Source organism: Flavonifractor sp. An52, assembly GCF_002159385.1.
Taxonomy (GTDB): Bacteria; Bacillota; Clostridia; order Oscillospirales; family Oscillospiraceae; genus Flavonifractor; species Flavonifractor avicola.
In genome coordinates this window covers 1-12,290 of the sequence record NZ_NFIB01000047.1, presented here as the reverse complement: position 1 = coordinate 12,290, position 12,290 = coordinate 1, and the positions used below count along the sequence as shown (strand labels likewise).

Below are 12,290 nucleotides of genomic sequence, written 5' to 3'. Positions count from 1 at the left end.
GGTTTGTAATAATAATCGTGGATGGGCTTGTCCCGGGACAGGGTATGGAAGCAGTCCAGGCAGTAGGGCCGCTCGTCAAATTCGTCCGACTCTTCGTAATAGGCCCCGGTCTCTCTCACAAGAGCACCGCAGCGGCAGCAGCGGACATAGTGGTCGTCGAAGCAATCCTGGCACAGTGGCGTGTCAGTGGTGCCGGCGTTGTCACTCTCCCAGATCCGCTCGCCGCAATAGCTGCAGAACAGGGTGTGGTTGTCCAGGCATTGGGCGCACAGCTCCTGGCCATCGAAATGGTACAGCTGCTCGGTTGGCAGAGAAGCGCCGCAGAGTTCGCAGGTATGCAGTTCTTTCATGGTAATTCCTCCTTAAAACGCCAAAAAGCCCCGGGGCTTTCCCCGAGGCCATCGTAGCTTATAGTATACAGTTCAAGGTTCGGGCGGTCCGGAAGGGGGAAAGAGGTCCAGGGCCAGCAGAATGGCCACCCGGACGCCTTCCCGGAAAGCGCCCTCCACGGAAGCCGTCTCCCGTTTCACAAAGACATCCTCTAACCTGTCCAGCAGATCGGCCGCCTCCCGGTCCAGCTGTTTGCGCAGTTCCTCTGACAAGGCTATCATCTCCTCTAAGCATTGGGTGTACACCGGTTCCCCGTAGCGGAAGCCGTCCTCCATCAGCCGCTCCATCATAGGTAAATCTCCGGCCAGGCGAAGCGGCGGCGGTACCGCTCCAGCTGCTCCGGCGACAGGCTCTCAAAGTCCTCGCTGTCCGGCGGGGCGGCGCACAGGAAGAAGGTACCTGCGATAATGTCGTAAATCTCCCCGTTTTCCAGCCGCAGGCAGCGGTTGAGGGGCAGTCCCACCAGCTTGCCCTCCTCGTGGCAGATGAGGGCTACCGGTTCCTCAAAGGGATACACGGCCTGGATGGGGCCGCCTACCGCCTGCTGCATGGCTTCCAGGGTGTTGTCCAGTTCTTCTGCCCGGGGCAGCTCCAGGGGTGGGACCAGCAATACGTTCATAACCATACCTCCAGATAAAAGGATAGCCCAGGAAGCATATGCTCCCTGGGCTTCATGGTTATAGTATATAGCTGTACGCTTGCCAATTCCGGAATATGCAATTCCCATCTAAAACAACACGACTCTCAAACGTGCTGGCAGGTGTTACAGTTACGCTCCACGTTTGACTACCATCTAAAACAACACGACTCTCAAACGGAGAAATGCCGTTGTTGATTTGATTTATCGTTTGACTACCATCTAAAACAACACGACTCTCAAACGTGTGGGAGAAAGAAACCGGGTTTCCTGTTGTTTGACTACCATCTAAAACAACACGACTCTCAAACAAACCTCATATATAGTACCCTGGACACCTTGTTTGACTACCATCTAAAACAACACGACTCTCAAACTCCGCTGGACCAGTGTGAATACGCCGCCTGAAACGGTGCCCTTAGACCGCACGAATGGTGCAGCCAGACCGCAGACATGGTGCATGGTCACCGCAGACATGGTGCATTGACAGGATGGCCACTAAAATGGATTCAGCATCATCAGATGCAAATTCATTTTAGGGAGGCTTTACCATGGTCAATCACAAAGAGATCCTCCGGCTCAAAAGCCTGGGGCTTACCCACCGGGAAATTACGGATGCCACCAGCTGTGGTCGCAACACGGTCACCCGTACATTAGCCAGGGCTCGGGAACAGAAGCTTAGCTGGCAGCAAGCTCAGTCCATGTCGCAGCAGGAAGTTTCCAAGCGGCTATTTCCAACCGAGCAAAAGAACCCTGTCTACAAGATGCCGGACTATGAGTGGGTACACCAAGAGATGCAGAAGAGCGGCGTCACCCTGAGCCTGCTGTGGGTGGAATACTGCGAGCAGTGTCGTCAAAGCGGCGAGCTGCCCTACAAATCCACCCAATTCAACAAGTATTACGCAGACTATGTCCACAAAACGAAAGCCACCATGCACTTGGAGCACAAGCTCGGCGAGACTATGCAGGTGGACTGGGCCGGTCAGACGGCAGCGCTGGTGGACACAGACACAGGGGAGCGGCTGGATGCATACCTGTTTGTAGCGGTGCTGCCATACAGCGGCTACGCCTACACAGAGGCCTTCCTGGACATGAAGCAGGAGGCCTGGATCACTGGCCATGTCAACGCCTACCGGTATTTCGGCGGGGTCACCCGCATCCTCACGCCGGACAATCTCAAGACCGGTGTAGTCAGGAATTCCCGGACAGAAACAGTACTCAACAAGTCCTACCAGGAGATGGCAGAGCACTACGGCACCGCCATTCTTCCGGCCCGTCCCCGCAGCCCCAAGGACAAGGCCTTTGTGGAGGGTTCCGTTGGCGTGGTCTCCACCTGGATCCTGGCGGCCCTGCGCAACCGCCAATTCCTGTCCCTTGCGGAACTGAATCAGGCCATCCGAGAAAAGCTGGAGGTCTTTAACCACAAGCCCTTCCAGAAACGGGAGGGCAGCCGTGCAGCTTGTTTTGCGGAGGAGAAACTGTTCCTGCTGCCCCTCCCGGCTGCGCCGTTTGAGTTGGCGGTCTGGAAGGTGGCCACGGTCCAATATAACTATCACATCAGCGTGGAGCACATGAACTACTCCGTACCGTATGAGTACATCAAGCAGCAGGTGGATGTACGCCTTACCCGGACCACCGTGGAGATCTTTTTTGCCGGTACCCGGATTGCCTCTCACCTGCGTCTCCAGGGCCGTCCCAACCAGTACAGCACGGTGGAGAGCCATATGCCGCCGGACCACCAGGCTTACCTGCAATGGAATGGCGAGCGTTTCCTCCGCTGGGCAGAACAGATTGGTCAGCATACCGCTGCCGTGGTGCGGCTTTTCCTCTCCGCCCACAAGGTGGAGCAGCAGGGTTACAAGTCCTGTATGGCTCTGCTAAAACTGTCAGAGCGCTATTCCCCTCAGCGTCTGGAGAGTGCCTGCCGGAAAGCCCTCGCCTACACCACTTCCCCCAGCCTGAAAAGCGTCCAGACCATCCTGAAATCCGGGCAGGACAAGCTGCTCGCTGAGGACGCTCCGGCCAAGCTGGAAGAGCCAAAGGCCCATAAGTTTACCAGAGGCGCCGGCTACTATAAGAGGGGGGAATAACCATGCTGAGCAATGAAACGGTACGGAAATTGCATGAAATGCGTCTGGGCGTCATGGCGGAGGCTTTCTCCGCCCAACTGGAGGATGCACAGTTCCAGGCGGTATCCTTTGAGGACCGTTTTGCCATGCTGGTAGACGCGGAGTGGAGCGCCCGGAAAAGCAACCGCCTGACCCGGCTCATCCGCAATGCCGGCTACGCGGACCCTGCCGCCTGTGTCGAGAATATTGAGTACCATCCGGAACGAAAGCTGGACCGGGAGCAGATCCTGCGTCTGTCCTCCTGTGCCTACCTTCAGGAAGCACATAATGTCATCATTCTGGGAGCCACTGGAGCTGGAAAAACCTATCTGGCCTGCGCCCTTGGCATGGCCGCCAGCCGCAGCTTTTATTCCGTGCGGTATATCCGTCTGCCGGATCTGCTGGTGGAGATCTCTGTGGCCCGGGCTAACGGCACTTACCGGGACTACATGAAAAAACTCAAGAAGGACAAGTTGCTCATCCTGGATGAGTGGCTGCTCTATCCCCTCAAGGAGGCAGAAGCCCGGGATGTGCTGGAACTGGTAGAGGCTCGGAACAAGGTGACGTCCACTATCTTCTGCTCCCAGTATGATACCAGTGAGTGGCACGAAAACCTATACGACCCGACCCTGGCCGACGCCATCTGTGACCGTATAATCTATAACGCCTATACCATCCAGATCGAGGGCGAATCCATGCGCAAGCGCAAGGGCATCCCCGAGTAATCCCCCGCATGGCGGTCCGGTGCACCACGCCCCCGGCCGCCATGCACCATTTCCGCGGAATGGGTGCACCATTCCAGCGGTGGCTATGCACCATCATCTGCGGTCAAGTTGCACTTTTTGAGCGGCGTACGCACGTTATGGCGATTGGAGAGCGCATTCACTTTTTCCGTACCCTGCGGGGCATGACACAGAAATATCTTGGTATGGCGCTGGGCTTCCCGGAGAAGTCCGCCGATGTCCGCCTTGCCCAATATGAGAACGGGTCGCGGACACCCAAAGCGGACCTGACTGCCGCGCTGGCACAGATATTGGATGTCTCCCCCCATGCGCTGGCCGTACCGGACATTGATTCCTATGTGGGGCTTATGCACACACTCTTTACCCTGGAGGACCGCTACGGCCTAAAAATCTGCGAATGCGACGGAGAAATACATCTTCGAGTGGACGTGTTCCAAGGTAAAGACGCGGCCAGACTCCATGAGATGCTCTGTGCCTGGGGCAAACAGGCGATTAAGTTGAAGTCGGGGGAGATCAGCAAAGAGGACTACGACCGCTGGCGTTACCGCTACCCGGAGTTTGATACTACAGGCCACTGGCACAAGGTTGTCCCCTCCCAGAGCCTCAGCGATCTGCTGGTGGATGAATTGAAGAAGCAGCCTGACAAAGATGAGTAAAACGAAAAGAGCTACCTGACTTTCACAAATCAGGTAGCTCTTTATCTTTGGAATAATGAAAACTGTTGCCAAATCGTTGCCACAGAGGGCATCAAGTCTTGAAAAACCCAGTAATCACGGGCTTTTCCGGGCCTCTGAAATCATTCCCACTCGCCGAGTCAAATCCGTTTCTAAACTTTTTTGTATAGAGGATTTGATTCGGTGTTATTTACTTTGATACAGATTATCCTTATCCTATGGTCTATCCAAAATTCTGCTATCAAAAAACTATCACCCTACGGCTATCAAAGGAACAATATTCTTTATAATGCTTTGTTTATATCAGAGCACACCCTTTCAAATCTGTCTAATGCATCGGTTATATCCTCGATTTCCCAAATATCAGGATGCTTAATTAAATACATACTTGGCCTATAGTGGTCAAAATGTACAGATGGATTTTGCGAAAGTATTGCTTCCGTTGAGTGCAGAACTTCACCATCCTTGACTGACTTTATCGCAATCGCTTTATCACCAGTTAACTCATAGCAAGCATTTATAAGTTTTACATAAGCTGCAGCGCCGATAATATCTTCAATGTCACTTGAGGAATATTGGGTGTAATCACTGGCCAAAAGGATGTGACTCGTTTCCAGTAACCCACTCTTTTTAAGCCGGTCAATCTTGTTTTTATCGCCTGGATGATAATCTGTCAATGTGACAATTTTAAGCGCATTTCCTCCAAAAAGCGAAACGAAGCTTTGAATTTTATCAATGCCTCCAGATGGACAAATGGTCCAATCTTTGCTTAGTCCATTTCGCCCCAATTCTTGGAGTTTTTCCGAAAAATATGTTAAATAAAGTATATCAGATGGGCCTTCAACTAACAGTGTATTTTTCCCGATAAATAAGGTTTGGGTAATATCGTACCCAAAAGCAGCTTGAAGCGGGAAAGTAGTGTCACGGTCTTTACTTAAAACCTTCGATCCCACCTTTGTTCCGAGTATATTTTCGTTTTCATCTGTAACATCTTCAACAGTTCTTGCCGAAAGAATGTCTGAGAAATCCAGCATAAATGGAGAATGCGTCGTGTACACTAATTGAAACTTTGGAATAATTTTTTCCTTGAAGTAGCGAATCAAATCTCCTTGTGCCTTTGCATGAAGCGTAAGTCCTGGTTCATCCAACAAGATGATCAAATTGTCCTCTACTTTTTGCAAATAATTAAACCAAATTAAGAAAGAAAAGAACCAGACAAAGCCGGCGCTTCGATCATCAAAAGATACTGAAGAATCATGGCGTGTATTTTCTATGCGAGTTGAAAAAATGTATCCGTCATTAAATGGAGGTTCATCGCCTGCTTTTGCCATATCACATCGAAATTCAACCTTCAAATGCTTATTTTGGCTCCAATATGTAAAAATTTCTCGTGTAATTTTGCTCGATATGCCACGCGTTTTATTTATCAATGCCTCCAGCTTGTTCGACTCTTTAATCTCGGAGACAGAAGTATTAGCCAAGGATAGCAACGCCTCGAATACCTTTTCATTCGCTGTAAGTTTTCCTTCAGAGCTTTTTCTAACAAAATTATTTAATGCAATTCTGCCAGGGAGCTTTTGGTATTCTGAAAAATAAGAGAATTTGGGCAAATACTGTAGTAAATTCTTTTCGGCGAACGCATCTAACCTGTCGTTAGGAAAAGATGCATCAAACCATTTCTTAAATTCTTGCTCGGCTTCAGATAATGCACTAATACTTTTTAACTGTGCGCGCACTTCACCAATGGAATCATACGATGGAATTTGAGCTCGATCAGAGGGCTCAAATCCACACTCTTCCATTTTCTTTCCAAATAGCGCATGAAAATTCGCATCAAAATCCCATGTACGTTTGTTCTTGTAGCCATTTGAAATAGTGACAACAGTCGAATCACCTATAAAATCAGTACCGAACTGTTTTTCCAATGCTTCAATCTCTTCGGCGGTGAATTTCCAACGCGAGATTACAACTGTATCCCCATCCTCAATAAGACCTGCTTCAAAATCTGTTTGATACATTTTTGGATACTCATACAACGCATCGTAGGTATCTTCCTTGTCGACAGGGTTTAGTTTATATAGCGCTTGGAGAATGGCGCTTTTCCCGGATTCATTCTTTCCAACAAGGCAGGTCAATTGATCAATTGAAAATGTCTCAGAATCTAAAATGCACTTGTAATTTTTTATCCTGACATCAATTAGAAGCATTTTTTCACATCCTTCACAGTTAAAGTATACTATCAGTCACTTTTTAGGAGGTCATCAAGCTTTGATAGCAGATTTTCAAGGCCTTGCTTAATTTCGCATTCCCAAAGCACAACAACTTTCCACCCAAGGGCTTCCAACTCTTGAATATGCTCTTGATCCCGCTGCTTTGTCCTCTCTATTTTTGGGCCCCAATATGCTCTATTTGATTGGCTTGTATGGGCGTACCGGCTTCCACAGTCATGCCCGTGCCAGTAGCATCCGTGAATGAAAATGGCTATTTTCTTCTTGGTAAAGACAATATCAGGCTTGCCCGGCAATACCTTATAATTAACCCGGTACCGGTATCCCATCGCAAAGAGACGGCGGCGTACCATCATCTCAATGCTGGTATCCTTGCTCTTAATGTGGGACATGATTTTACTTCTCCGGTCAGAAGAAATCGTATCAGCCATTATACAGCTAAATCCAGCGGGAGATCGGAAATATCTTTCAGCCGTTTCCCTTGGACCAGTGTTTCCAAAGTTTCAGCAGCATCTTCGGACCCTACTTCTTTTACAGCACGAATCAGCTCATAAAGAGCAAAGTGATAAACACAGTCAATATCACCCGTTCCCAAGGCGAGAGAAGCAAGCCGGTTTGGCATCGGTTCCGCTGTCACTACAACGATGTGGGGCAGATGTCCCTTCCTATTGCGAATTAAATTCAATGCCTCAGTCCGGCTATTTTGTGCCCGGTCGCTCCGCATGGTGTACTTAGCAGATACGCTGGCGTGGAGTAACGGTTTTCCACCGTTTGCCTTGCGAATATCCGCCATTTTGCTGACATCGCCATCAACGATGCACTGGGCAGCGTTAATTTCGCTATCCTCGTACAAGTCACGGTAAATGACCACATCCGGCGCAACTAAGTAATCGTTTCCCAATGCAGCGGCCAACTGAGCGTTCTGCGCAGTAAGCTCATTCAAGTATGCTAGATGCTCATACTGGGCAAAATCGCTGGTTTTCAGCTTATTGTTATTGCCGAGTTGAAGGATTGTCCAGTGCCCAGGGCGAAGATTTTGGAGGTTTGGAAAGGTTTCCCGTAAGAAATCCATAGTCAAAGTCTCAAATTGCTTACCAAGCGTCTGACCGGAAATCTTATCAACCGTTGAAACCGCATGATGCTGCTCATCTACCAGAATATCAACAATCCTGCGGGCTATTGCCTTGGAGCCGCGGCTACTGGTATCGGCGTTGGACGCCACTCCGGCCGAAGTTAAAGTCAGTGTATTTGTTTCAAATAACTGCTTGTGAAAGTGGAATCTCGCGTTTGCAATCAGCGCATCCATACTCAAGACACTCCTTAATTTTTTCTCCTACTGCTTGGGCAACCGGGGGTGGAAAAGCGTTGCCAATCATGCGGCAAGCCACGGTCTTTCGTTTGCCAAAGGTCCATGTGTCTGGAAATCCTTGAATTCTGGCCATCATTCGGCTCGTCAATCGGGGCATTCCCTCGAATCCAGCAGGCGGTGCTTCGTTGGCAATCCCCCGTCCATCCACTCCGAGTTCGGCCCATGCGTTCCTGGCTCGTGTGGGGCCAAGATCGGGGCCACCATGCTTTTTTGAGCCGCCAACTAAGGTGGGGGCAATCCGGTCAGCACGAGCCGCCCATTCCTTGGCTTTTTCCCATCCGTTCTCAGCCATCAAGTCATATAGCACTTTTCCAACTGGGGGCGCACTGTCCGGCTTTTCTTCAGGATAAGCAAACGCACCAAGCTGATCTTTCCGTATCCCAACAATTACAACCCTTGGCCGCAACTGCGGAACTCCAAAATTGGATGCGTTGAGTAATTTAATGTGAGTGACATAGCCCAGTTTTTTGATTTCGGAGAAGATATGCTCCCTGTATTCATCAAATCCAGGGTCCAAGAACCCACGCACATTTTCCAACATGACTGCTCTTGGTTTAATTTCGCCGATAAGCCGGATTGCCTCCGGGAACAAGTCGCGTTCATCATCTTTTCCAAGCTGTTTGCCAGCCACAGAAAAAGGAGGACACGGAACACCGCCAGCAAGCAAGTCTACACCCCTATATGGACGTCCATCAAAATCGTGGACATCGGCACAAATGACATTCCATTCCGGGCGGTTTTCTTTCAAAACTTTGCAATAGTCAGTTTCATATTCCACAAGGGCAACGTGGACAAAGCCCGCCATAGCCAGGCCCAGAGCCTGTCCACCCGCGCCAGCGCAAATTTCAACGCAAGTCAATGGTTGCTGCATAAATTGATCTCTCCTGGCAGTTCCGTAAAACGGGGAAACTTTTGTGTTATTCGTGTTCATCATTGTCAGTAAACTCCATGATTTCGCCTATATCACAAGATAAGGTGTGACAGATTTTATGCAGGCTTTCCATTGAAACAAACTCATTTCGTCCCATTTTGGCCAAAACATTGAAGCTGATACCAGCCGCATCTTTTAGGTCAGTACGATTCATTTTCTTATCTATCAGTATTTTCCATAACTTATCATAGCTAACCGGCATAACGAAATCTCCATTCGTTGTCGAATTCATTTTTATTATAGCACAGCAGACACGAATATTCAAGATAATCTCACAAAATCATGAGTGTCAAAGCGAAAAAGCCGCCCGCAGGGAACCATTCTCCCCACGGGCGGCGTATATCACTTCTTGCCTTGCCGCAAATTCTGGATATTCTTCTTTGCCAGCTCACTGGCCGCCTTCCGGCGCTCTGCCCTGTATGGTGCGTTCAGCTTAAAACTGAACCGCCCCTTTCTGATCTCAAATGTGAGACAACCGTTCTCATCGTCATCCACCAACCGGCACTCGGCTGGGTACTTTGCCGAATACTCGCTCAAACGGTTTTTAAGGGAAGTGTTGTAGGTACACACCTCAATGATAGGGCTTGCCTCGTCAAAAAAGATGCTGGTTGTCTTTTGCTTCTTGGAAAGACCTGTTCTCATATAACCTCCGTATTTTCATAATTTTTTTGCGGCTCTACACCGGCAAAAGTAGGCGGATTTTCGGATAGAAAGCATCCAAACGATACATGATTCAGTTCAGATGTCTCTATCCGCAAAAATCCTATTTTCTCAGCTCTACACGGGATTACCGCGCATCCCGGTCATGCCGCTGCTTTTGACTGCGTTTCTGCTCTTTTTCCGCCTGTTCCTGCCGCTTAACAGCGGCCACCGTTTCGGCTACCCGCTCCGGCCCATAGGCCCGGCACAGCCGGTCATAGTCTCTGGCGGTTTCCTGCAATTCCACGTTTTCGTCCCTGACCTCGGCCAACTGCTTTTTTAAATACGGAACCTCCGTATCATATTTGCGCTGCAACAACTCAAATTTCTGGCAGACATCCAGATAAGCCCGGTAAACGGAGCGCACCACCTTGACGATTTTCTCCAACAGCGGTTTGGACTTTTTCTCCCGGTAGGATTTGGCGGACTCCATACGATCAGGGAGCGGTAGCAGGTCCTCCGGGTCGGAGGAATACTCGGCCGCCAATTTCTCCATGTGTTTTAGTTTAGGCGCTAATAGGCGGAGTTCCGTCTGCGCTTCTTTGGCCGCCTTCTCGGCTTCGGCCTTATCTGTCCGAAGCTGGCCGATCTCCGCCTGAACCTCCGATTTTTCTGTTTGCAGCTCCGCCAGCCGCGCCTGTTCTCTTTCCACCTTAAACTGCGTCACCGTCAGATGTTCCTCGGAGCTGCCGCGCTCACCGCGCTCCACATCGGTATACCCGACCTCACGCATATACTGGAAGAAATCGTCCTGTAACACGCTGTATGATTTTTTGAGAACGGGCTTGCCCTTCGCCGTTTTCAGCGGTTCGCCAGTGACTTCATCCAGAACCGGCTTGGAGGCCCACTTCTTGCTCATGCTGACCTGCATGACTGTTTCTTTTACCTTGCCAATCAACGACTTGTCCTTGCACCGTTTGGACCAGCGGATCTGCTTCTCCACCACCGGCACATAGACCACATGAAGGTGGTAGTGGTACACATCCTGCCCCAGCGCCTCGGACATAGCCCGGTTGCGCTCATCGGCGTGCATGACTGCCGACAGAATGTACTGTTCGCCGCCCACAATTTTGATTGCGGCCTGGTAGGCGTCGTGGTAAAATTGTTTTGCGAAGCCATATCCGCCATGGTTGAAAAAGTAGGCGGAGTTCACATCGAAGATCAGCTCACCGTAGCGGAAAGCGTCCTCTTTGATACCGCGTGTGGAGATGATTCCGTTGGCCTCCATCTGTTCAAACTGTTCCAGATAGCCTCCAGCCGGTTTCTTGAAGTGAATGTTCAGATGGGAGCGTTCCGGAACAATATCCTGGTTGACATACGATTCTTTTTCACGCTCGTTGTGTTGCTGCGCGTTTTTCAGTTTGGGTGTGGTTAGTCTCATATTTCTTGCGCTGGTACGATGGATACCGTCGCCTCTTGCCATAGAACTCCTTTCTCGCCCCACAAGGGCGGTTGAGATGCGGGTAGCTTTTGGGGATGCACTTCTGCGGAAGTGTAATAACCCACTATGATACTTTCATCCTGCGGCTGCAAAGTATCGTGGGCTCTCCGAGGGGGAATGCGGCTCCTGCGGGAGCCTTGCCGCCTTTTTCGGCTTGCAGGTGATACCCACAGTCTCAAAATGCGGTGTGACCGGCGGTCTTTTCGCAACCGTGTTTGCTCCAATTCCACCGCCCACGGGCCGGGAAAATCCACCGGGTTTCCCCGGCCCCAGCCATCTCCAAATCTGCGGATTTTTCGATGGGGACGAAGGATGCGGAGAGTGTGTGCTGCCAGCCAATTCGCCTTGTCAGCCAGCCACAGGAGCGTGTCACGCTCCTGTCCATGCCAGCAGGGAGAAAATTGACTTTGATGCTAATTTCATTTGCGAGATTAGTACGAAAGTAAAGCCCTGTTACCAGCGAAAATCTGGGAACACGCCGCGCCGGTCCAGATACGCCTGCCTGGCCTGTTCCCGTTCTTCCGGGCTGGGCGCAGTTTTATATTTGGCATACAGCTCGTGCCGCACCAAAGCGTCCAGCTTTTGTTCCAATCCCTGCCGAATTTCATCCTCGTATTCGTCATCATAGCCGAGGTGATACTCCACCAGCGCCACGAACAAGTCATAGGGAATCTGCACATTCTTCATTCGCTTCCGTTCCTCTCCGCGACGGCTGCGACGATAGCGACGGTTGTTTGGGGGGTAGCATTTTCACCGTTGCAACCGTCGCTACCGTCGCGCCCATCATCAACCACTTCAAAGGCCGGAGCCTCCACCAGTATATAGGTGAGTTTCACCTGCCGTCCGGCGTGCCGCGCCCTGTTCTCGTAGCCCACATGATATTCTTCCAGCAGCCTGCCGGATTTGACATTCAGATATTTGGTCAGCGCATTTGCCGCCATGCCCACCTGTACCGCTGCGGCCAGCTCCGATGGAGAGCCCGTCCACTCCGGTTGACTGGCATTGACCATCCGGGCCACCGCTTCCAACACAGGGTCCGGCGGTTCCTTGTGCGGCTCCGTTTCCATGCG

General features: G+C 50.7%; 13 protein-coding genes, 2 pseudogenes and 1 CRISPR repeat array. Of the genes and pseudogenes, 3 read left to right on the top strand and 12 right to left on the bottom strand.

Going from position 1 to position 12,290, the window contains the following annotated elements:
* The 3 genes and pseudogenes from B5G06_RS13180 to B5G06_RS13170 form a co-directional block, all read right to left on the bottom strand.
* Positions 1–350: pseudogene (locus B5G06_RS13180) on the bottom strand (hypothetical protein); the annotation flags it as partial.
* Positions 351–422: 72 nt separating this feature from the next.
* On the bottom strand, positions 423–680 hold the full coding sequence (locus B5G06_RS13175) for a hypothetical protein (RefSeq protein ID WP_087189508.1): 258 nt from the start codon (positions 678–680) through the stop codon (positions 423–425).
* Positions 677–1,009: a DUF3846 domain-containing protein gene (locus B5G06_RS13170; protein ID WP_204220861.1), complete on the bottom strand. Its 333-nt coding sequence runs from the start codon at positions 1,007–1,009 to the stop codon at positions 677–679. The genes B5G06_RS13175 and B5G06_RS13170 overlap by 4 nt, the downstream gene beginning before the upstream one ends.
* Before the next feature lie 95 nt (positions 1,010–1,104).
* A CRISPR array of direct repeats spans positions 1,105–1,404; the repeat unit is 36 nt; unit sequence GTTTGACTACCATCTAAAACAACACGACTCTCAAAC.
* A gap of 174 nt (positions 1,405–1,578) precedes the next feature.
* Between B5G06_RS13170 and istA the strand changes: the two genes are divergently transcribed.
* The 3 genes from istA (at position 1,579) to B5G06_RS13155 (ending at position 4,534) form a co-directional block, all read left to right on the top strand.
* Positions 1,579–3,117: an IS21 family transposase gene (gene istA, locus B5G06_RS13165; protein WP_087189507.1), complete on the top strand. Its 1,539-nt coding sequence runs from the start codon at positions 1,579–1,581 to the stop codon at positions 3,115–3,117.
* Between the two features lie 2 nt (positions 3,118–3,119).
* On the top strand, positions 3,120–3,860 hold the full coding sequence (gene istB / locus B5G06_RS13160) for an IS21-like element helper ATPase IstB (RefSeq protein ID WP_087189506.1): 741 nt from the start codon (positions 3,120–3,122) through the stop codon (positions 3,858–3,860).
* 137 nt (positions 3,861–3,997) lie between these two features.
* On the top strand, positions 3,998–4,534 hold the full coding sequence (locus B5G06_RS13155) for a helix-turn-helix domain-containing protein (RefSeq protein ID WP_087189509.1): 537 nt from the start codon (positions 3,998–4,000) through the stop codon (positions 4,532–4,534).
* 302 nt (positions 4,535–4,836) lie between these two features.
* Here the strand turns inward: B5G06_RS13155 and B5G06_RS13150 are convergent, their stop codons facing one another.
* The 9 genes and pseudogenes from B5G06_RS13150 to B5G06_RS13110 all read right to left on the bottom strand — a co-directional run.
* Complete coding sequence (locus B5G06_RS13150; RefSeq protein WP_087189505.1) at positions 4,837–6,759, bottom strand: AAA family ATPase; 1,923 nt, start codon at positions 6,757–6,759, stop codon at positions 4,837–4,839.
* Positions 6,760–6,791: 32 nt separating this feature from the next.
* Entirely contained in the window at positions 6,792–7,211 is a 420-nt protein-coding gene (locus B5G06_RS13145) for a very short patch repair endonuclease (protein ID WP_087189504.1), read from the bottom strand.
* Positions 7,211–8,086, bottom strand: coding sequence for an NgoMIV family type II restriction endonuclease (locus B5G06_RS13140; protein ID WP_087189503.1), 876 nt, complete (start codon positions 8,084–8,086; stop codon positions 7,211–7,213). The genes B5G06_RS13145 and B5G06_RS13140 overlap by 1 nt, the downstream gene beginning before the upstream one ends.
* Positions 8,034–9,083 carry a DNA cytosine methyltransferase gene (locus B5G06_RS13135; protein WP_242955502.1) on the bottom strand — a complete coding sequence of 350 codons (1,050 nt, stop codon included), beginning with the start codon at positions 9,081–9,083 and terminating at the stop codon, positions 8,034–8,036. Before B5G06_RS13135 ends, B5G06_RS13140 begins: the two co-directional genes overlap by 53 nt.
* Complete coding sequence (locus B5G06_RS13130) at positions 9,067–9,282, bottom strand: helix-turn-helix domain-containing protein (RefSeq protein WP_087189501.1); 216 nt, start codon at positions 9,280–9,282, stop codon at positions 9,067–9,069. Before B5G06_RS13130 ends, B5G06_RS13135 begins: the two co-directional genes overlap by 17 nt.
* Positions 9,283–9,422: 140 nt before the next feature.
* The gene (locus B5G06_RS13125) at positions 9,423–9,722 is read right to left on the bottom strand and encodes a hypothetical protein (RefSeq protein WP_087189500.1); all 300 of its coding nucleotides are present in this window, start codon (positions 9,720–9,722) and stop codon (positions 9,423–9,425) included.
* 145 nt (positions 9,723–9,867) lie between these two features.
* Complete coding sequence (locus B5G06_RS13120; protein ID WP_087189499.1) at positions 9,868–11,202, bottom strand: plasmid recombination protein; 1,335 nt, start codon at positions 11,200–11,202, stop codon at positions 9,868–9,870.
* A gap of 471 nt (positions 11,203–11,673) precedes the next feature.
* Positions 11,674–11,907 (bottom strand): hypothetical protein, encoded by a 234-nt coding sequence (locus B5G06_RS13115; RefSeq protein WP_021659472.1) that lies wholly within the window; start codon positions 11,905–11,907, stop codon positions 11,674–11,676.
* Positions 11,904–12,290 (bottom strand): annotated as a pseudogene (locus B5G06_RS13110) (hypothetical protein); the annotation flags it as partial. The gene B5G06_RS13115 and the pseudogene B5G06_RS13110, both read right to left, overlap by 4 nt.

Bases quoted from the DNA above. Each gene is read 5' to 3' on its own strand.
- B5G06_RS13150 (WP_087189505.1), bottom strand. From the start codon at position 6,759: ATGCTTCTAATTGATGTCAGGATAAAAAATTACAAGTGCATTTTAGAT.
- B5G06_RS13140 (WP_087189503.1), bottom strand. From the start codon at position 8,086: ATGGATGCGCTGATTGCAAACGCGAGATTCCACTTTCACAAGCAGTTA.
- B5G06_RS13145 (WP_087189504.1), bottom strand. From the start codon at position 7,211: ATGGCTGATACGATTTCTTCTGACCGGAGAAGTAAAATCATGTCCCAC.
- B5G06_RS13115 (WP_021659472.1), bottom strand. From the start codon at position 11,907: ATGAAGAATGTGCAGATTCCCTATGACTTGTTCGTGGCGCTGGTGGAG.
- B5G06_RS13155 (WP_087189509.1), top strand. From the start codon at position 3,998: ATGGCGATTGGAGAGCGCATTCACTTTTTCCGTACCCTGCGGGGCATG.
- B5G06_RS13175 (WP_087189508.1), bottom strand. From the start codon at position 680: ATGATGGAGCGGCTGATGGAGGACGGCTTCCGCTACGGGGAACCGGTG.
- B5G06_RS13125 (WP_087189500.1), bottom strand. From the start codon at position 9,722: ATGAGAACAGGTCTTTCCAAGAAGCAAAAGACAACCAGCATCTTTTTT.
- istA (WP_087189507.1), top strand. From the start codon at position 1,579: ATGGTCAATCACAAAGAGATCCTCCGGCTCAAAAGCCTGGGGCTTACC.
- istB (WP_087189506.1), top strand. From the start codon at position 3,120: ATGCTGAGCAATGAAACGGTACGGAAATTGCATGAAATGCGTCTGGGC.
- B5G06_RS13130 (WP_087189501.1), bottom strand. From the start codon at position 9,282: ATGCCGGTTAGCTATGATAAGTTATGGAAAATACTGATAGATAAGAAA.
- B5G06_RS13120 (WP_087189499.1), bottom strand. From the start codon at position 11,202: ATGGCAAGAGGCGACGGTATCCATCGTACCAGCGCAAGAAATATGAGA.
- B5G06_RS13135 (WP_242955502.1), bottom strand. From the start codon at position 9,083: ATGATGAACACGAATAACACAAAAGTTTCCCCGTTTTACGGAACTGCC.
- B5G06_RS13170 (WP_204220861.1), bottom strand. From the start codon at position 1,009: ATGAACGTATTGCTGGTCCCACCCCTGGAGCTGCCCCGGGCAGAAGAA.